This window comes from Desulfoconvexum algidum (genome assembly GCF_055382125.1).
Window position 1 is genome coordinate 4,816,154 of record NZ_AP042394.1, and the last position, 18,803, is coordinate 4,834,956.

The following is an 18,803-nucleotide window of genomic DNA, read 5'->3' on the forward strand; positions in this document are numbered from 1 at the left end:
TTAACCTAAAAAATTGCAGGGACATCAATGTCCGCTATATTTTTTGCAAATGGCGCAGTCTGATCAAGGAATACCTGCCAGGCCTGCATAATAACACCGGCTCCGGGGGTATCCTCTTGAATAAGGTCTAAAAAGGCTACCCTGGGAATAATAAACACCATGCCATCTTCCAGGACGGTCGTGGTGGTCTTATATCTGCCCCTGTCGCTTAAAAGCTCCATAGCAATAAAATCCCCAGGGGTTGCCAGCACAACGGATTTACCTTTCTCCATTGCCAGAAGCAGGGTCCCGCTTTCCAGTATAAAAAAATACTGGGCCGTGGTTCCTGCTGTGCTAAGGATATCCCCTGTGTACAATTCCCTTCGTTCGAAAAGGGGGATGATCTGTTCAAGATCTGTCTTGTCCAGGGAATTGAAAACGCTCGATCTGTGTAATATATCTGATATACTGCCCATAACGCCCTCATTGCATAGTTTTTAAGTCTTGCGTTACCCAAAAAAGATTCATTCAATCATATTTTATTCTTCCTGTCGATAGAAAAAAATTACCTTGGTTGTCCTTTATAATATGGTCACCAGACACAATCATAAGTCCTCCTTGTCACATACTTTGTCCATTCCGCCATCTGGATATTTGCCATAAGGGTGTCGATTCAACCTCAAGATGTAGCCGATATCCTTTCCGGTCAGCCTGCACTGGAACCCATGGATTCCATCCAGCAGCACTCATTTTTTTAAAAAAAATAAATTATCGGCTTGCCCAGTCGGCAACCAGTATTTTTCCGGTTCGAATTAGCTGAACCAATGACATGAAGGTGGGATCTTCATAAATTATTTCCAGTGAATTTCGGTTTTTCTGCAAGAGGCTCATGCGTAATAAATTAAAGCCAATCTCCTTTTTTGTACCTCTAGTTCCAGGCGAGCCAAATTTACTTCATCTGCTTTGCCACAGCCAGTTTAAAGTAACTGTGGAGCCTAAAATAGATCCGCAACCATTTTTTATGGGGTACCCTCTTGGGCCGAGGCAAGAAACCCTATCCTGGGAATTGGTTTTTCTTATTGTATTTCCCATGGTTTGAATATAGAGCTAATATAATAAAAACACTTGAAAAAAAATACAAAAATGGTATCTTTTCATCTAAATTTTGGAACTGGCTTTTGACCGAAACGAGAACTGTTTAATCAAGAAATGTTCGAAAAAATAAGATTATTTTAAAGGAGGTCGATTTTGAAAAAAGGGTTTAGAGTTTTTTTGGCACTTGTGGCGGTATTGTGCTTGGTAATTGCAGGATGCGGACAAGAAAAGGATGCTGAAAAAAAAGCAGAAGCTCCGGTTAAAGAGCAAATGGCCGTTGGTTTCATCTATGTCGGACCCATTGGTGACGGCGGATGGACCTTTGCCCAGGATCAGGCCCGTCTGGAACTTGAAAAAACATTGGGTGTAAAAACAATCTATAAGGAGTCCTGCCCTGAAGGTCCTGAGGTTAAAGAAATCATAAGAAATATGATTGATCAGGGTGCCAAAATTATTTTTGCCGGAAGTTTCGGGTATATGGACTATGTTGAAGAAATATCCAAAGAGTTTCCCGATGTAAAATTCTGCCATTGCTCCGGCTATAAACAGACTGACAATATGGCCAATTATTTTGGTAGGATGTACGAACCAAGATTCCTTTCCGGACTGGTTGCAGGGCTTAAATCAAAAACAAATAAAATTGGCTATGTGGCTGCCTTTGAAATCCCTGAAGTTATCAGGGGCATCAATGCGTTTACCCTGGGAGTTAAGGCGGTTAACCCCGAGGCAAGTGTAAATGTAAGATGGACCCATACCTGGTATGATCCCGCAAAGGAGAAAGAGGCTGCCAAGGCACTTCTTGATGAAGACTGTGATATTATTGCCCAGCATCAGGATACCGCAGGTCCCCAGCAGGCAGCTGAGGAGAGGGGCGTTTTCTCAATCGGATACAATTCAGATATGAAAGATATGGCGCCCAAAGCGTATATGACAGCGCCGGTTTGGAACTGGGCTCCCTATTTCATAGACCAGGTTAAGGCCGTTCAGAACGGAACCTGGAAAACCCATAGTTTCTGGGGAGGGTTAAAAGATGATACCGTAAGACTGGCTGATCTCACCTCAAATGCGCCAGAAGCTGCAGCAAAGGAAGTTGAAACCTATACTGCAAAAATTAAAGACGGATCCTTTCATGTTTTTTCAGGTCCCATCAAAGACCAGGCAGGTAACGTGAAGGTCGGCGAAAATACAACCATGTCCGACAAGGAAATGCTTACAATGGATTGGTTTGTTGAAGGCGTTGTCGGCAAAATAAAATCAAACGAGTAATTTTTTTCAGGCCTTATTTGGAATAGGCTGCAGTTTATCCCTGAACTTGCCAATGGCCGCTGTAAATATCATTCCCTTAAACTGACCCATGGAATACCACCCATGGGTCAGTTTTGTTAAGAACTATTTAAAATCGGAAATTTTCAATGGGTTCTGATACCTTTGTTAAGATGGCTGAAGTTACAAAGACCTTTGGTACTGTTGTGGCCAATAAAGATGTCTCCTTTAAGGTTAAAAAAGGGGAAATCTATGCGCTTCTGGGTGAGAACGGGGCCGGCAAATCAACGCTTATGAATATGCTGTCTGGTATTTACAGACCTGACAAGGGAGCGATCCTTGTTAAAGGGGAGGAAGTTAATTTTAACTCTCCAAAGGATGCCATAAAAGTTAAAATAGGGATGATTCATCAGCATTTTAAGCTAGTTGATGTGATGACCGCTGCTGAGAATATTATTCTGGGTCAGGATATCCCTTTTTTTATAAATCGGATAAAACTTGCGGAGAAAATCAGGAAAATAAGTGACCGGTTCGGGTTGAATGTGGAGCCAGATAAAAAAATTTACAATATGTCCGTGGGCGAAAAACAAAATGTTGAAATTTTAAAGGTTCTGTTCAGGGGGGCGGATATATTGATTTTAGACGAACCCACTGCAGTTCTAACTCCCCAGGAGGTTGAAAGGCTTTTTGATATTCTTCGGAAAATGAAAGAAGAGAACTGCGCCATCATTATCATTACTCACAAACTTAACGAGGTCATGGCCATAAGTGACTGGGTGTCTGTCATGCGCAAAGGGGAGAATGTGGGCTCGGTAAAGACCTCAGAGACCTCTCCCAGGCGTCTCACTGATTTAATGGTGGGCAAAGCTGTCAATCTTTCCATCGCCAGGGTTCCCGGGGGTGAGATCCGAAAACTCATGTCGGTAGAAAACCTCTCTGTCTTTGATAATGAGAAGGTGGCAAAGATAAAAGAGATATCCTTTACATTAAATTCAGGAGAGATCCTCGGGGTGGCCGGTGTTGCCGGCAGCGGCCAAAAGGAACTATGCGAGGCCATTGTGGGACTTCAGCCCGATATTGCAGGGAAAATTGTCTATAAGGATGAGAATATTCTTGGCAGAACCTGCCGCCAGATTCTTAAAAAAGGGATCAGCATGAGTTTTATCCCCGAAGACAGACTTGGCATGGGGCTTGTTTCTTCCATGGATATCGTCAACAATACCATTTTAAGGGACTATTATAAGCAGAGAAGTTTTTTTCTGAACAGAAAACCAGCTGCTTTAAAGGCAACCAGAATGGTTGAGAAATTAAATATTTATACCCCGGGGATTAAACATCCGGTAAAGCTGCTTTCCGGTGGCAATATCCAAAAAGTCCTCCTTGGAAGAGAGATTGATTCAAACCCCAGGATCCTTATAACGGCTTACCCCACCAGAGGCCTTGATATCAGCTCTTCCCATCTTATATATGATCTTATCAATGAGCAGAAACAGAAGGGTGTGGGAATTTTATATGTGGGTGAAGATCTGGATGTACTCATGGAACTGTGTGACAGGATTATTGTATTGTGCAATGGAAAGATAACAGGAACTGTAAAGGCGGACAGGGTTACCAGGGAGGAAATTGGATTCATGATGGCCGGCAAATCCTTTGATGATCTTCAAAAAACTGAATTTACCGGAGAAGGGGTCTTGCATGATTAGAATGGTTAACAGGGGACATTGTTCCAAAAAAAAAGCCATCTCAATCAGAATCATTGCCGTGGTTCTGGCACTGCTGACATCTGCGCTGTTTATTCTGATCATGGACCACAACCCCATTGATGTCTATATTTCCATTGTTAAGGGAGCTTTTGGAACGAAATACAGAATTATTGAAACCATCATCAAATCCATTCCATTGATAATCACCTCACTGGGGATTGCGGTGGCCTTTAAGATGAAATTCTGGAATATTGGTGCCGAAGGTCAGATCATAATGGGCGCTTTTCTGGCAAGCTGGGTGGCGCTGACGTTTAGCGGCCTAAACAGTTTTTTATTATTGCCCATGATGTTTCTGGCCGGATTTATTGGAGGAGGCTTTTGGGCTTTGATACCGGCTTTTTTCAGGGCCAGGTTTAATACAAACGAAACCATTTTTACTTTGATGATGAATTATATTGCCCTCAAGTGGATTACCTATCTTCAGTATGGGCCCTGGAAAGACCCCAATGCCATGGGGTTTCCGAAAATTCCAAATTTTAGTGTGAATGCCGTTCTTCCAAAAATTTGGGGAATTCATATGGGCTGGGTCATTGCCCTGATAATCGTTGTGGTGGTCTGGTTCTTTATCAACCACACAAAGCGGGGGTACGAGATAGCGGTTATTGGGGAAAGTGAAAATACGGCAAGATACGCGGGTATGAATGTGGGCAAAATCATTTTGACCACCATGATCGTCAGTGGCGGAATCTGTGGTATTGCAGGAATGATTGAGGCCTCGGCTGTCAGCAGAACCCTGTCTGTGGAGCTCAGCGGAGGTGTCGGCTATACCGCCATTATAACGGCCTGGCTGTCCGGGTTGTCTGCGCCGATCATCATCGGCGTATCTTTTCTGTTTGCCGCCATGGTCCAGGGAGGATCTTTTATTCAACTGGCCTATCAGATTCCCAATTCCGCAGCTGAAATCCTCCAGGGTATGATACTCTTCTTTGTCCTTGGGAGTGAATTTTTTATTCGGTACCAGCTGATTTTTAGAAAGGATGCCTGAACAGGTAATTGTGCATATCCATGATAGAGGCTTTTAACCATGACGTTTATTTAAACTGGAAATAGGTATGTTAACTCTTTTTTTAACAGCAGCTGTTGTTGCAGGCACCCCTCTTTTATTTGCAATCCTCGGAGAGATCATCACCGAAAAGTCAGGCAAACTGAACCTGGGAGTTGAAGGCATGATGCTCATGGGAGCCGTGATCGGTTTTAAAGTGGGACTGGCTACCGGTAATCCCTACCTGTCAATTTTTGCTGCCATGCTGTCAGGGGCCTTTGGTGCTTCAATTTTTGCTTTTTTGACGATTACCCTAAGGGCAAACCAGGTTGTGGCTGGATTATCTCTGACCATATTTGGAACCGGGTTTTCAAGTTTTCTGGGCCAGAATCTCATGGGTAAAGTCATTGCCGACCCAATGAAAAAATTCTTTGTCGAGACCCCCCTACCGATTTTGGGGAACATACCATTTATCGGGGAAATTTTTTTCAGGCAGGGAATTTTTGTTTATATTGGATATGTCCTTGCCATACTGACTGGGGTCTACCTTTACAGGACAAGGATGGGCCTGAACCTTCTGGCCGTGGGGGAAAATACCGCTGCTGCAGATGCTGCCGGGATATCTGTCTCCCTATACCAATATATCCATACGCTTGCAGGGGGAGCCTTCTGTGGACTCGGCGGGGCATATCTCTCACTGGTTTATATCCCCTCTTGGCAGGAAAATGTTTCTGCAGGAAGGGGCTGGATTGCGATTGCCCTTGTTATCTTTTCCAAGTGGAACCCCTATCGGGCAATTTATGCGGCTTTTCTTTTTGGCGGACTTGATATTATTGGCTTCAGACTTCAAAAGTTTGACATTAATTTTTCCCAATATATCATTGATATGCTTCCCTATGTGTTCACGACCCTAGTTCTGGTTCTCGTCTCAATCAGAGATTCCAAAGAAAATGCACCTCCTGCCGAACTTGGAAACCCATACTTCCGTGAGGAACGATAAAATGAATTGACGGTTTCACCGGTGTTCGGAACTAGGAATTTACTGTCATTATTGGTGAAGGATTTTCAGCCCTGGCCGGATCCCATCTGTCCATTTCACCCAATTTCCTGTCCATGCTGTCCGCCCCTTACAAACGGGGGGAAAGATAATAAAACCCTTTGACTTTTGCCCTGATTTTCTTGATACTTATAAACATACCATTTGAAACAAAAAGGAGCCGTCATGTCAAAACCAATCCTGTCCATTGACGAAATATCCAAAATATTCCTTAGGACTGCCCAGAAGACACTTGAAACAAACACCAAGCAAGCGGTCACCTATTCAACCACCATCCAGAAGGTCCCCAGGGTTTCCATGAAACCGGATCTGACCTGCTTTGTTCAGTTTGACGGGGACTATATCGGGCTTGTTATCATGAATTTTTCAGCCGATGCCGCCTATGAAATCTATGAAAAATATATGCTGACCATGGGAATGCCTGAAACTGAACTGGCGACAGGCCTCTCCTCTGCGGAAGTCACCGACAGCATCGGAGAAATCACCAATCAGATCATGGGCCAGGTTGTCAAAGAAGTGGGAGAAGCCTTTGAACTGAATGCCGTGTTTGGTCAGCCCAAGGCCCTGACCCTGAACTCAGCCATCACCCTTGTCATTGATGCAGAATATGCAGAAAACAGACGGCTTTCCTTTAAAATTGGCAACTATAGTTTCCGCATTGAAATTGCCATGGAACATACAGAATTTATCCAGATCTAATTCCCTTAATTTAAAGGCGTATAGGATATAAACATGAAATTTGCCAAACGTTTTTTATTCGGCTGTTTCATCCTCATTTTCATTTGCTCAACCTGTGCTCCGGTTTCTGCCATTTCCATTCTGGAAGAACAAAAACTCAGCAAAGAATTCATGGAAATGATGAAATCACAGCGGGTTATTCTCCATGACCCTATTGCCATGCACATGATCAACACCGTGGGCTACCATATCCTGTCGGGCCTTCCCTTCCAACCCTTTGACTTTACCTTTTATTTGGTCAATGATGATTCCTTTAATGCCTTTGCCAGCCCGGCCGCCAATATTTTCATTTATAAGGGACTGCTCTTTGCATTGGATACCATTGACGAGCTTGCCGGGATCATGGCCCATGAAATGGGGCATGCCGTAAACCGGCATGTTTCCCAATCCATTGACCGGTCCAAATGGGTGAATTACGGCAGCATGGCCGGCATGCTGGCGGGAATCCTCGTGGGAGCAGCCGGGGGAGGAGGAGAGGCTGCCTCGGCATTAACCATGGGCTCCGCCGCAGCCGGTCAATCGGCCATGCTTGCCTTTACCAGGGAAAATGAAACCGAAGCAGACCAGAATGCCTTCATGTTTTTAAAAGAAACCGGCTATTCTCCCCAAGGTCTCCTGTCCGGCCTTACCAAAATGCGAGCCGCCGATTATCACGGAATGGAAGGCGTTCCGGATTATTTCAAAACCCATCCGGGCACGGGAAACCGAATTATCCATCTTGCCGGAATCCTGGAAAATTACACCCCGGCCAAAAAAATAAAGACACCCCCTAAAACCTTTGATTTCAGCATGGTTAAATATCGGCTGATGGGACTTTATGGAAACCTTGACACAAGTTTCAACCGAGTGGCAACCCAATTACAAAGCGAACCCGAAAACCCGGCCCTCCTTTATGGAATGGGGCTGTTATACGCCAGAAAAAATCAGCGGGATCTGGCCATCTCCTACCTGAAAAAAGCCTTGTCCATTCGCTTATTTGAACCCATGATCCTGATGGAACTTGGCCGAATCTATATTGATGACGGAAAATTAGAGACTGCCATAAGTGTCCTCCAGGGAGTCAAAGAAGACCCCATCATGGGGCTTTGGGCCAGGTATTATCTTGCCATTGCCCAGCTTGAATCCGGAGAGACCCTTTCTGCTGAAAAGAATTTAAAACAGGTGCTGGATGAACGGCCAGAGGCCTTTCCCCGTGCTTATTATCACCTGGCCGATATCATGTCCCAGGAGAAAAACGACCCCATGTCCCACTATTACCTGGGGGTCTACTATTCAGAATCCATGGATTTAAAAAACGCTGTCCTTCAGCTGAAGCGAGCAATTGATAGTCTGGAAGACCCTAAAACAAAGGAAGATGCCAAAAAACGTCTTGACCAGATTTCAGGCCAGCTCAAAGCCAAGAGGTAATCCAAGAACCCTTATGTTTGTGAGTCTCCATGTTTGAATTTGATTATTGGAAGTTACTGGCAGGACTGGGGATTTTCCTGTTTGGTATGCAGTTGCTTGAAAATTCAGTTAAGGATCTATCCGGCAAGGCATTTCGACGAATCATCCGTGATTATACCAATACCCGGTTAAAAGCCATTGCAAACGGGACATTGGTCACCGCACTGTTGCAGAGTAGTTCCGCTGTATCCCTTATGGTTCTTGCCTTTGTAGGTGCCGGTATTATGAACATGGAAAATGCCATTGGTGTGATCCTCGGTTCCAATATCGGTACAACCCTTACGGCATGGATTGTGGCCACCCTGGGATTTAAAATCAAGATAGAAACATTTGCCCTTCCCTTTATCGGTGTGGGGGCTGCCGGATTGATTTTATTTAAACCGGGAACCCGGTTTTATCACATCAACCGGTTGATGATTGGTTTTGGTTTCTTGTTCCTGGGTCTGGATTACATGAAAACCAGTGTGGAGAACTTCGCACAAAATTTTAATCCAGGACAATTTCAGGATATGGCCCTGTGGATGTGCCTGATTATTGGAACCGTTATCACAGCACTTATGCAGGCAAGTGCAGCAACCATCGCCATCACGCTTGCCGCGTTAAACAGCCAGTTGATGACATTTGAAATGGCAGCGGCCATGGTTATCGGTGCCAATGTTGGTACAACCGCCACCGTTCTTCTGGGCGCCATCGGCGGCTCCCCACCTAAAAAACGAGTTGCCGGCAGCCACCTGGCGTTCAATCTTGTGACCGGTGTCTTTGCCTTTGCTGCATTGCCGGTAATAGTGATGATCGTAAAAATATTTATTGATGTCACCGTCAATGGCCCTGTGGGACTGGCATTGTTTCATACTATTTTTAACATCACCGGCGTAATTATCTTTCTGCCGATGGTCAAGGTGATGACAGGATTTCTTATTAGACTGTTTCCCGAGCGAAAGGCACAGTTGTGTGTTCATATCCCCAACACCCCGGCAGAAGAGGTTGAATCGGCTGTTATCGCCCTGAAAAATGAAATTATTCACCTGTTGCAGGAATGCCAGCTATATACCTTAAGATCCCTTCATATTGACAAGACCCTTGTTTTTGAAAAACCACTGCCCTTTGAAACAGGCAAAAAAAAACAGATTTCAAATGAAGATTTTTACAATAACATAAAGGAACTGCATTCGTGCATTATTGCCTACTATTCTCTTATTCAGACCCAGAAACTGGATAAGGCCGTCGCCCAGGACCTGGAAAGGGCAATTCTTGCATCCAGAAATATCATGAACTCAGCAAAAAACTTCAAGGGTATCCGACCTGATTTTGATGAGTTTGAATCATCTGACTCCGCATTTTTAAACAGCCAGTATGGCCGGTTCAGGAAACGGCTGGTTATCTTGTACCATGAGATCAATGAGATCCTTTCATTAAACGACGAGCAATTGCAGTACACCACGATTGTTAAATCATTTGTAAATATCGAGCTTGCGGATAAATTATTTATCCGCAAAATTGTCCAGACCTCATCGGAGAACACGGAGGAACACCTTGATCTGTCCACGCTGTTTCTGGTAAACCGCCTTTTTACCCAGTCCTGCAGAATGCTCATCTTCAGCATGAAGGACGTGCTGCTGTCACAAGAAAAAGCCATTGCCTTTGACAAAACGCTTGAACCCTGATGCCCTGTTCACAAGTGCACACGTGCACAAAAACAATTGATTGATTAAGGATAAAAAAGCTGTAAATTTTTAAATAGATTATTCTGAACAGATTATTCTGAACAGATTATTCTGGGGAAGACGGCGTTATTTTTTTAAACTGGGGTTGACCACTGATAAATACCCTATCATTTTCAGTATAAATATTGGCAATATCCAGGTCAATGCGAAATTGCTCACTGCTGATTTGGGTAGTAAGGGGCTGAATCTTTGGAATTTCAACTGGGTAATCCACGCCGTTGATAAGTAATAGCGCTTTTAACAAGTTGTCCGCTATTTTATTCACTTTATTTTTATTGGGTTTTTGCAAAATATGGGGAGTAATATACAGCAATCGTTTGCCTGCATCATACCGCAGAGAAGCGTTGCAGCTAAAAGCAGTATTGAAGTTTCCGATATCCATCAACAGGACCTGATTGCCCAAATGCGTTTCAAGTTTAATGTTTTTACCACGGATATCAAGGTCAAAGGTCACTTTATTAGAGCCAATTTTGAGGTTATCAATGGCATGAATCCATACTTCACCTTTTACATATGGCCCTCGTTCAAGGTTCAATGGTAGGGCGGCTTCAATCATATTGGTGATCACATTATGGGGAATGGCAATACTAATTTCATCGGACGCAAAGAGTTGTGAACTACCGAAAATGTTTATCAGCAGAATCAAACAAACAAGAATTAGACATCTATTTTTCATAATAAAAAAACCACCCGTATCATCGGGTTTCCAGATTGGAAAGGTGATGCGCTATAACGCAACCCCAAATCAAACTTTATCAAAGGCTGAAAACTGCATGGTAAAGGTCCCCCTGCCCTGGGTGGCAGACCGAATTGCCGTGGAATATCCAAACATTTTCGACAGGGGAACCACGGCTTTAATCACCTGGATACCTGCCTTGGGATTGATGGATTCTACTTTACCACCACGGCCGTTCAAATCGGAGATGACATCTCCCATGTAATTGTCCGGCACAAAGACTTCCACTGACATGATGGGTTCCAAAAGTGCCAGAGCCGCAATATTCAAAGCATTTTTACAGGCCATTGATGCACACACGGAAAAAGATAGTTCCGAACTTCTACCCTCTTCAAAGCCACCATCCTCCAGCACAATCCCCACATCCACCAGGGGATACCCCTTTAAGAATCCGCCTTCAAGACTTTCCCGAATGCCGGTTTCAATGGCCGCCACATATTGTTCGGGTATCTGTTCTGGTGTGACATTGGAAGTAAAGGTAACCCCTTCGCCCCTTTCCAAAGGCAGCAGACGGATGGCCACCTTGGCATAATGCGCTTTTCCGGTAATCTCCCGTTCAAAAACAGCCTCTCCCTTTGCAGGAGCGGTGATCACTTCCCGGTAAACCACCTGGGGACTGCCCACGTTGACCTTGGTGTTAAATTCCTTGAGCATCCGGGAAATAATGATTTCAAGATGAAGTTCCCCCATGCCCGAAAGAATGGTCTGGCCGGTTTCTTCATCCCGGCTCACCTTAAGGGTGGGATCTTCAATGGTAAATTTTTCCAGTACACTGTCTATTTTTTCCTGATCTGAATGGGTCTTGGGCTCAATGGCAATGGAAATAACCGGTGCCTCATATTCCATTTTTTCAAGGAAAACAGGAAACTTCTGGGAACACAGGGTATCGCCGGTACCCGATTCCTTGAGCCCGACAATACCAATGATATCTCCGGCCGAAGCCTGATCAATGCGTTCTCTTTTATTGGCATGCATCCTGAGCAGCCGGGATAATTTTTCACTTTTGTTTAGAAGCGGATTAAACACCTCGGATCCGGATTCAAGTTTCCCTGAATAAATTCTGGCAAAGGAAAGTTTTCTGCCCTCAATCATGGATACCTTGAAAATCAGGGCGGCCAGGGGGGCATTCTTTTCAGGTAAAAATATCAATTCCTCCCCTGTCTCGGGATGAATTCCCTTTATGGGCGGAACATCCTTGGGGCTTGGCAAAAACAATTCAACCGCATTGAGCAGGGGCTGAATCCCTTTATTCTTCAAAGCACTGCCGCAGAGCACCGGCACAATCAATCTTTTAATGGTCGCCTTCCGGATGGCCGTTACCAGATCCTGACGGCTGACCTCTTGCTCCCCCAGGTATAATTCCATGATATCATCATCCTGCTCAGAAATGGCTTCCAGCAGTTTCTCCCGGTATTCTTGTGCCAACTCTTCAAATTCAGGATCAATATCAGAGATGGTAAATTCAGCCCCCAGGCTTTCATCATCCCAGCAGATCTGCTGCATATCAACAAGGTCAATAACCCCCCGAAACCGATCCTCCGCCCCCATGGGCAGCTGAATCACCACGGGGTTGGCACCCAGTTTTTCAATCATGGAATCAACCGCTGCAAAAAAATCAGCCCCGGTTCGGTCCATTTTATTGATAAAGGCCATCCTGGGCACGGAATAACGGTCTGCCTGTCGCCATACGGTTTCAGACTGGGGCTCCACCCCGCCAACTGCACAGAAAACACCGATGGCACCATCCAATACCCGCAGCGCCCGTTCCACTTCCACGGTAAAATCCACATGCCCCGGGGTATCGATGATCTGGATTACGGACTGATGCCATTCACAGGTGGTCACAGCAGAGGTAATGGTAATCCCTCTGTCCTGTTCATCCTGCATCCAATCCATAACGGCCTCACCGTCATGAACCTCACCTATTTTGTAAGATTTACCCGTATAAAACAGGATTCTTTCGGTTACAGTGGTCTTGCCCGCATCAATATGGGCCATGATTCCGATATTTCTAATATTTGAGATCTTTTTTTGTTTGCTCATTTTACAATCAACATATTTGGTTTATAAAAATATTTAAGACTGACGTGTCCCCCGAGGGTTGCCACATCAGATCCATTCACAAGTAGTTTCACCTGTTTCACCCCGGGAATGTTCAATGCCAGGGAGTTCACGATTGAATAAATGGCCAATAGCTCTGAAACGGTGTCCATGTTTTTCAAACGCCCGTCCCCTATCCCCAAGTCCACCCAAGCCCTTCCCTCCTCGGAGATAAAAAGGGCAATCAGCTTTGTATCTGTTGGAAAAGTGGACGCCAGATCCGAATTAGGAGGCCCTGCCATCAATGCCCCAAGGATATCTTGTCCCAATTCATGGGCGTTCAAATTTGAAGGAAATTGTTTGGGCAAAGCCGTTAACACCCCTTTTCCCGGATCAGCAAAATACAAAAACCCGTCAAACAGCCTGGTATCTATAATTTCATGGTTCAAGCTATCTGATTTCAAATCATCCGATTTAAAGTTATCCGGACCCAGATCGCTCTGGACGATCGTGTCCTGGTTTGCCCCGGCGCCAGGGCCACAAATGGTCAGACACCCCAGCAGAACAAAAAAAACAAGTCGATTTCTTTTAAATTTCATGGGCACACGGTCCATAACTCCATTAATTTAGATGGAAATTAATACAGCATCACCTCTGGTGTGTCAAGAAAATAGCTTGCAAAACAGGGGCAGGTTTAATAAAATCAACGGTCAAAATCAAAATAATATTTGTCTTATAAAAGTAATATTAGAACCAAATATTTTTTTAACTGAACTTTTTCAACTATTTTCAACCAGGAGCAACCAGAGGTATTATGATCCCCGGGTTTGAAGCACTTGTGGAACAAAGAATAAAAAAGGCCCAAAAAGATGGGATCTTTGACAATCTTGAGGGCCAGGGAAAACCCCTTGCCTTCGAAGACCAGCATGTCCCAGAAGAGTTGCGGCTTGCCCATAAAATCCTTAAAAATGCTGGTTTTCTGCCCCCGGAAGTCGAACTAAGAAAAAAGATAACCAAGCTAGAACAATTGCTTGGGGAAACCGAATACGATTCCAAGGAAAGGTCAAAGGTTCAAAAAAAGCTCAACTATCTTTTAACAAAACTGAGCACAACCAGGGGAGAATCACATTCTTTTCCGTTGCTCACCGATGAATACAGGGAAAATATAATAAAAAGATTATCATGAAAATTCCAAAAGCAGACAAAGAGGGACTCTTTAAAAGTATTTTTACAGCTTATTTTATTTTGCTGTTGCACGTATTTCTATTGGCAGGCGTCGGCATGTCAGTGGTCCTTTTCAAGGGCGTATACCATTATCTGCCCTATATAATGGCCGGTCTTGCCATCCTGGTGCTGTTAGTTGCCTGGATCATCTACCGAAGAATACGGGAGAACTCCACGGATCTTCGAACCGTATTGTCCGCCCCTGAATTCCAGGACAGAACCGTTGAAGTCAAACTGCTGGGAGGCCTGGCCTCTTTTAAGATAAAGGCCAAGGAAAATAACAACCTGCTCCTTGATCACGATTCAGGTCACCGCGTTTCCGATACCCACCTCATTGAGAATTCAGCGGACAAGGCAGAACGCAAAATGCTGGAATTGAATACGCTTTATGCCAAAGAATTGATCAGCAAAGAAGAATTTGAAACCGCAAGACAAAATATTATCCAGGGATAAGGTTAAGGAGCGTAAGATGAAAAAAATCAGACTGGCCCTTTTATCCGGCGGCGTCTCTTCGGAAAGAGAGGTCTCCTTGAACAGCGGCACCCAGGTATTTGAGGCCCTTGACAAAACCCGCTACGAGATCACCCGGTATGATCCTAAAACCGATCTGCCCAAACTTGTCATGGATGCCCCCATCCTGGATGCAGCCCTGATCATTCTCCACGGCCCCTTTGGAGAGGATGGCACGGTCCAGGGGCTTTTGGATCTTTTGGACATCCCCTACCAGGGGGCAGGCGTCCTGGGCTCTGCCGCTGCCATGAACAAACTTGTGGCAAAACGCCTCTATGACGGCGCAAAGGTCCCGACACCGCCCTATCTTTCCTTTTATATAAAGGACAAGATCAACATTCCCGAGGTAATCAAAAGCCTGGGCCTTCCCCTGGTGGTAAAGCCTGCCTGCGCTGGATCCAGTGTGGGTATGACCATTGTAAAGAGTCAACAAGATTTTGAACCCGCCATCAAATTGGGGTTTGAACATGATGACACCCTGATTTTTGAAACCTATGTCAAAGGAGTGGAACTGACCTGCGGGGTATTGGGCAATGATGACCTGCAAGCCTTGCCGGTCATTGAAATCATACCAGGGGATTCCCATGAATTCTTTAACTATACGGCCAAATACGTGGCAGGAGAAACCCAGGAAATCTGTCCGGCCCGCATAGATGAACCCACCCGCTTAAGGGTTCAGACACTTGCCATCCTGGCCCATAAAGCCCTGTTTCTAAAAGGATACTCCCGGACCGACATGATCTTAAGAAATGGCGAACTGTCCGTCCTTGAAACCAATACCATTCCGGGCATGACCGCCACCAGCCTCTTTCCCCAGTCGGCACAGGTAGGCGGGTATTCCTTTTCAGCATTGCTGGACAAATTAATCCAATTGGCCATTGAAGAAAACAAACGAACAAATTTAAGGAGAGCAAGATGAAAATCCTCGTCATAGGCAGCGGCGGTAGAGAACACACATTGGTGTGGAAAATATCCAAAAGTCCCCTGGTTGAAAAAATCTATTGCGCCCCGGGCAATGCCGGTACCCACGACCTGGCCCAAAACGTCCCCATCAATGCCGAGGATATTGACGCATTGGCTGCCTTTGCCAAGGAGAATCAGATCGATCTCACCGTGGTCGGTCCTGAAGGTCCCCTGGTAAAAGGGATTGTGGATGTATTTGAAGCCTTGGGTCTTGTGGCCTTTGGCCCCAGCAAGGCCGCAGCCCAGCTAGAAGGATCCAAAATCTTTTCAAAAAATCACATGCGCAAGTACAATATTCCCTGTGCCATGGGCAAAGCATTCACCGATGCAGCCAAGGCCAAGGTCTATGCCAAGGCCATGGGCGCCCCCTGCGTGGTCAAGGCCGACGGACTGGCCGCCGGCAAGGGGGTCATCATCTGTGCCACCCTGGACGAGGCCTATCAATCCATTGACGACATGCTGACCCAAAATATATTTGGGGAGGCCGGTGCCATTGTGGTGGTGGAAGAATGCATGAAAGGAGAAGAAGCCTCGTTTATCGCCCTCTCCGATGGCAAGACCGTATTGCTCCTGCCCGAATCCCAGGACCACAAACGGGTGTTTGACAATGATGAAGGCCCCAACACCGGCGGCATGGGCGCCTATTCCCCGGCCCCTGTCCTGGATCACCTGCTCAGAGAAAAAGCCATGCGGGAAGTCATGATCCCCACCATCCAGGGGATGGCCAAGGAAGGCACCCCCTTTAAAGGGGTTCTCTATGCCGGCCTCATGGTGGACAAGGATCAGATCAAGGTGCTCGAGTTCAATACCCGCCTGGGAGATCCCGAGACCCAGCCCATTTTAATGCGCCTTGAAAACGATTTGGTCCCCCTGATGGAAGCCTGCTGTGACGGCACCCTGCACAACCATACCACTAAAATTGATCCAAGGGCCGCCATGTGCGTGGTCATCTCTTCGGGGGGATACCCCGGTTCCTATGAAACAGGCCATGAAATCCTGGGAATAGAACAAGCCAATGCGGTTAAAAATACCGTGGTGTTCCATGCAGGCACCGGCCTTGAGGGAAATACCGTTGTTTCTGCCGGCGGCCGGGTCCTGGGCGTTACCTCCCTGGGGGACACCGTGGAAGAGGCCATTAATACCGCCTATGAGGCATGTGCAAAGATTTCCTTCAAAGACCATTTTTACAGACGAGACATCGGGGCCAAGGCCCTGAAACGCCTGTCCATCCCCCCCAAGGTCGGGGTGATCATGGGCAGTGATTCAGATTTTCCCGTCATGGAAAAAACCCTGTCTATTTTGAAAAAATTTGATATCCCCTATTATGTCACCGTTGCCTCGGCCCACAGAACCCCGGATGCAGCGGCCCAACTGGCCAAAGAAGCCAGAAGCCGTGGGGTTGCCGTCTTGATCTGCGGTGCCGGACATGCAGCACATCTGGCCGGTGTCATTGCCGCCCACACCACCCTGCCCGTCATCGGCGTTCCCATTGATTCATCCGCTCTTCAGGGCATGGACAGCCTGTTGGCCACGGTCCAGATGCCCCCGGGCATTCCCGTAGCCACAATGGCCATCGGTAAATCAGGTGCCCAAAACGCCGGTATTTTTGCCGCCCAGATCATAGGTGTCAGCGATCCTGCAATGGCGGAAAAACTGGCTGCATTTAAACAGGAAATGGCTGACAAGGTGACAAAAAAGGCCCGATCATTTGCCTAGAAAAACAGAACCGGCCCCAATAAAACCTGGCCGAGTCAAACCAACCCGAATCAAATCGGACAAGGCAAAAATCGTCCGGGTGGACCCTCCAAAAGACCCGCTGGAGTCTGTCCCCCCGGACCATGCCGCCATCATTGAAGCCGGAAAGATCATCCGCGACCAGGGGATTGTCATCTTTCCGGCCCAATGCCTCTATGGATTGGCAGCCAATGCCCTGGACCCCAAGGCCGTCCAAAAAATCTTCGATCTCAAGCAGCGCCCCAAAAATAACCCCATCCTTGTCCTGATCCAAACCCCCAAAGATCTGAGCCCCCTTGTAAAAAACATCCCCAATTCGGCCCGGATTCTCATGGACACCTTCTGGCCCGGTAATTTAACCCTTATTTTTGAGGCCGCCGACCGGGTATCCCCCCTTCTCACTGCCCACACACAAAAAATCGGCATCCGGGTTCCGGTTCACCCCGTGGCCCGTGCCCTGGTAAAACAGGTCCAGGGACCCATTACCGGCACCAGCGCCAATCTTTCGGGCCAGCCTGCCTGCAGCCGGATCAGCCAGCTTCCTTTAGCCATGGTCCGGGGGGCAGATCTGATTTTAGATGCAGGCCATCTCAAGGGGGGTATTGGCTCCACCATCGTGGATGTGACCTGTGATCCCGTCCGCATCCTGCGCCAGGGAATGATTTCCGGCATCAAAATTTTTCAAGCCCTTTCCCCTCTCACATGAAACCACCAGAAAAACCCAAGGAAAATTGTCCCATGGGTATCTTTGATTCCGGTGTCGGTGGGCTTTGTGTTTTCAGGGAAATCAAAAAACGTCTTCCCCATGAATCGATTCAATATTTTGCCGACAGCCACAATTGTCCCTATGGATCCAAAACAAAGGAAGATGCCCTTTCTTTGTCCAGAAAAAATATTGAGTTTCTTCTAGAACAAGATTGCAAATTGATTGTTATTGCCTGCAACACCGTTACAGCTGTGGCCATAGACAGTTTCAGGTCAGAATATAAGATACCCTTTGTCGGCATGGAACCGGCATTAAAACCGGCTGCACTGCAAAGCAAAACCAAAAGAATCGGTATCCTGGCAACTGAAAACACCCTTAACAGCAGGCGTTTCAAACAAACCTTTAAAAAATATGCAACCGGCCTGGAAGTTTTTGTTCAACCCGGATACGGCCTGGTCGAGCTGGTCGAGCAAAGAACCCAGAACAGTGATCGCGCCCGGTGCCTTCTATCCCAATACCTGTTGCCCATGATGGACAAAGGGGTGGACACCCTTGTGCTGGGCTGCACCCATTATCCTTTTTTAATGGAAATGATTAAACAGGTGACAAAGAATCGTATCACCATCATTGACCCCGCCGATGCCGTTGCAAATCAGACCAAAAGACTGTTGACCCAATTTGATCTGGCCTCAAACGAAAACCATCATCCCCTGTTCCATTTCTATACATCAGGGGACAAAAAAATCGCCCAAACCTTTATCGACCACGCAATAAAAACCCCTTACATCCTTGAGCAAGTCAATATTTAATACAAAACCAGATAGTACTGATATTGCATGGCAT

General features: G+C 46.2%; 17 protein-coding genes. 13 read left to right on the top strand and 4 right to left on the bottom strand.

What is annotated here, in order from left to right; translation table 11 throughout:
• Positions 1–5: 5 nt before the first annotated feature.
• Positions 6–455 carry a Crp/Fnr family transcriptional regulator gene (locus ACZ45G_RS21880; RefSeq protein ID WP_464172632.1) on the bottom strand — a complete coding sequence of 150 codons (450 nt, stop codon included), beginning with the start codon at positions 453–455 and terminating at the stop codon, positions 6–8.
• A gap of 772 nt (positions 456–1,227) precedes the next feature.
• Between ACZ45G_RS21880 and ACZ45G_RS21885 the strand changes: the two genes are divergently transcribed.
• The 7 genes from ACZ45G_RS21885 (at position 1,228) to ACZ45G_RS21915 (ending at position 9,987) form a co-directional block, all read left to right on the top strand.
• A complete protein-coding gene (locus ACZ45G_RS21885; RefSeq protein ID WP_464172633.1) occupies positions 1,228–2,340 on the top strand; it encodes a BMP family ABC transporter substrate-binding protein in 1,113 nt (370 codons plus the stop codon).
• A 146-nt stretch (positions 2,341–2,486) separates the two neighbouring features.
• Positions 2,487–4,040, top strand: coding sequence for an ABC transporter ATP-binding protein (locus tag ACZ45G_RS21890; RefSeq protein WP_464172634.1), 1,554 nt, complete (start codon positions 2,487–2,489; stop codon positions 4,038–4,040).
• Positions 4,033–5,085, top strand: coding sequence for an ABC transporter permease (locus ACZ45G_RS21895; RefSeq protein WP_464172635.1), 1,053 nt, complete (start codon positions 4,033–4,035; stop codon positions 5,083–5,085). Before ACZ45G_RS21890 ends, ACZ45G_RS21895 begins: the two co-directional genes overlap by 8 nt.
• A gap of 67 nt (positions 5,086–5,152) precedes the next feature.
• Positions 5,153–6,082: an ABC transporter permease gene (locus tag ACZ45G_RS21900; protein ID WP_464172637.1), complete on the top strand. Its 930-nt coding sequence runs from the start codon at positions 5,153–5,155 to the stop codon at positions 6,080–6,082.
• 222 nt (positions 6,083–6,304) lie between these two features.
• A complete protein-coding gene (locus ACZ45G_RS21905; RefSeq protein WP_464172638.1) occupies positions 6,305–6,838 on the top strand; it encodes a DUF3334 family protein in 534 nt (177 codons plus the stop codon).
• 33 nt (positions 6,839–6,871) lie between these two features.
• Entirely contained in the window at positions 6,872–8,284 is a 1,413-nt protein-coding gene (locus tag ACZ45G_RS21910) for a M48 family metalloprotease (protein ID WP_464172639.1), read from the top strand.
• 29 nt (positions 8,285–8,313) lie between these two features.
• A complete protein-coding gene (locus ACZ45G_RS21915; protein ID WP_464172640.1) occupies positions 8,314–9,987 on the top strand; it encodes a Na/Pi cotransporter family protein in 1,674 nt (557 codons plus the stop codon).
• 106 nt (positions 9,988–10,093) lie between these two features.
• Here the strand turns inward: ACZ45G_RS21915 and ACZ45G_RS21920 are convergent, their stop codons facing one another.
• The 3 genes from ACZ45G_RS21920 to ACZ45G_RS21930 form a co-directional block, all read right to left on the bottom strand.
• Positions 10,094–10,603, bottom strand: coding sequence for a hypothetical protein (locus ACZ45G_RS21920; protein WP_464172641.1), 510 nt, complete (start codon positions 10,601–10,603; stop codon positions 10,094–10,096).
• Between the two features lie 189 nt (positions 10,604–10,792).
• On the bottom strand, positions 10,793–12,826 hold the full coding sequence (gene fusA / locus ACZ45G_RS21925; RefSeq protein ID WP_464172642.1) for an elongation factor G: 2,034 nt from the start codon (positions 12,824–12,826) through the stop codon (positions 10,793–10,795).
• On the bottom strand, positions 12,823–13,422 hold the full coding sequence (locus tag ACZ45G_RS21930; RefSeq protein ID WP_464172643.1) for a GerMN domain-containing protein: 600 nt from the start codon (positions 13,420–13,422) through the stop codon (positions 12,823–12,825). Before ACZ45G_RS21930 ends, fusA begins: the two co-directional genes overlap by 4 nt.
• A gap of 215 nt (positions 13,423–13,637) precedes the next feature.
• On the opposite strand from ACZ45G_RS21930, the gene ACZ45G_RS21935 reads away from it, so the two are divergent.
• Genes ACZ45G_RS21935 through murI form a run of 6 tightly spaced genes read left to right on the top strand, consistent with a single transcriptional unit; the run spans position 13,638 to position 18,769 of the window.
• Positions 13,638–14,009 (top strand): DnaJ family domain-containing protein, encoded by a 372-nt coding sequence (locus ACZ45G_RS21935; RefSeq protein WP_464172644.1) that lies wholly within the window; start codon positions 13,638–13,640, stop codon positions 14,007–14,009.
• On the top strand, positions 14,006–14,500 hold the full coding sequence (locus ACZ45G_RS21940) for an SHOCT domain-containing protein (protein WP_464172645.1): 495 nt from the start codon (positions 14,006–14,008) through the stop codon (positions 14,498–14,500). Before ACZ45G_RS21935 ends, ACZ45G_RS21940 begins: the two co-directional genes overlap by 4 nt.
• Before the next feature lie 16 nt (positions 14,501–14,516).
• Complete coding sequence (locus ACZ45G_RS21945) at positions 14,517–15,476, top strand: D-alanine--D-alanine ligase family protein (protein WP_464172646.1); 960 nt, start codon at positions 14,517–14,519, stop codon at positions 15,474–15,476.
• On the top strand, positions 15,473–17,236 hold the full coding sequence (gene purD, locus ACZ45G_RS21950) for a phosphoribosylamine--glycine ligase (protein ID WP_464172647.1): 1,764 nt from the start codon (positions 15,473–15,475) through the stop codon (positions 17,234–17,236). Before ACZ45G_RS21945 ends, purD begins: the two co-directional genes overlap by 4 nt.
• Positions 17,229–17,960: an L-threonylcarbamoyladenylate synthase gene (locus ACZ45G_RS21955; RefSeq protein ID WP_464172648.1), complete on the top strand. Its 732-nt coding sequence runs from the start codon at positions 17,229–17,231 to the stop codon at positions 17,958–17,960. The genes purD and ACZ45G_RS21955 overlap by 8 nt, the downstream gene beginning before the upstream one ends.
• A gap of 32 nt (positions 17,961–17,992) precedes the next feature.
• A complete protein-coding gene (gene murI, locus ACZ45G_RS21960; RefSeq protein ID WP_464172649.1) occupies positions 17,993–18,769 on the top strand; it encodes a glutamate racemase in 777 nt (258 codons plus the stop codon).
• The last annotated feature ends 34 nt before the right edge of the window (positions 18,770–18,803 follow it).

Coding starts and splice junctions, on each gene's coding strand:
- ACZ45G_RS21880 (WP_464172632.1), bottom strand. CDS start 455: ATGGGCAGTATATCAGATATATTACACAGATCGAGCGTTTTCAATTCC.
- ACZ45G_RS21890 (WP_464172634.1), top strand. CDS start 2,487: ATGGGTTCTGATACCTTTGTTAAGATGGCTGAAGTTACAAAGACCTTT.
- ACZ45G_RS21895 (WP_464172635.1), top strand. CDS start 4,033: ATGATTAGAATGGTTAACAGGGGACATTGTTCCAAAAAAAAAGCCATC.
- ACZ45G_RS21900 (WP_464172637.1), top strand. CDS start 5,153: ATGTTAACTCTTTTTTTAACAGCAGCTGTTGTTGCAGGCACCCCTCTT.
- ACZ45G_RS21905 (WP_464172638.1), top strand. CDS start 6,305: ATGTCAAAACCAATCCTGTCCATTGACGAAATATCCAAAATATTCCTT.
- ACZ45G_RS21910 (WP_464172639.1), top strand. CDS start 6,872: ATGAAATTTGCCAAACGTTTTTTATTCGGCTGTTTCATCCTCATTTTC.
- ACZ45G_RS21915 (WP_464172640.1), top strand. CDS start 8,314: ATGTTTGAATTTGATTATTGGAAGTTACTGGCAGGACTGGGGATTTTC.
- ACZ45G_RS21920 (WP_464172641.1), bottom strand. CDS start 10,603: ATGATTGAAGCCGCCCTACCATTGAACCTTGAACGAGGGCCATATGTA.
- fusA (WP_464172642.1), bottom strand. CDS start 12,826: ATGAGCAAACAAAAAAAGATCTCAAATATTAGAAATATCGGAATCATG.
- ACZ45G_RS21930 (WP_464172643.1), bottom strand. CDS start 13,422: ATGAAATTTAAAAGAAATCGACTTGTTTTTTTTGTTCTGCTGGGGTGT.
- ACZ45G_RS21935 (WP_464172644.1), top strand. CDS start 13,638: ATGATCCCCGGGTTTGAAGCACTTGTGGAACAAAGAATAAAAAAGGCC.
- ACZ45G_RS21940 (WP_464172645.1), top strand. CDS start 14,006: ATGAAAATTCCAAAAGCAGACAAAGAGGGACTCTTTAAAAGTATTTTT.
- ACZ45G_RS21945 (WP_464172646.1), top strand. CDS start 14,517: ATGAAAAAAATCAGACTGGCCCTTTTATCCGGCGGCGTCTCTTCGGAA.
- purD (WP_464172647.1), top strand. CDS start 15,473: ATGAAAATCCTCGTCATAGGCAGCGGCGGTAGAGAACACACATTGGTG.
- murI (WP_464172649.1), top strand. CDS start 17,993: ATGGGTATCTTTGATTCCGGTGTCGGTGGGCTTTGTGTTTTCAGGGAA.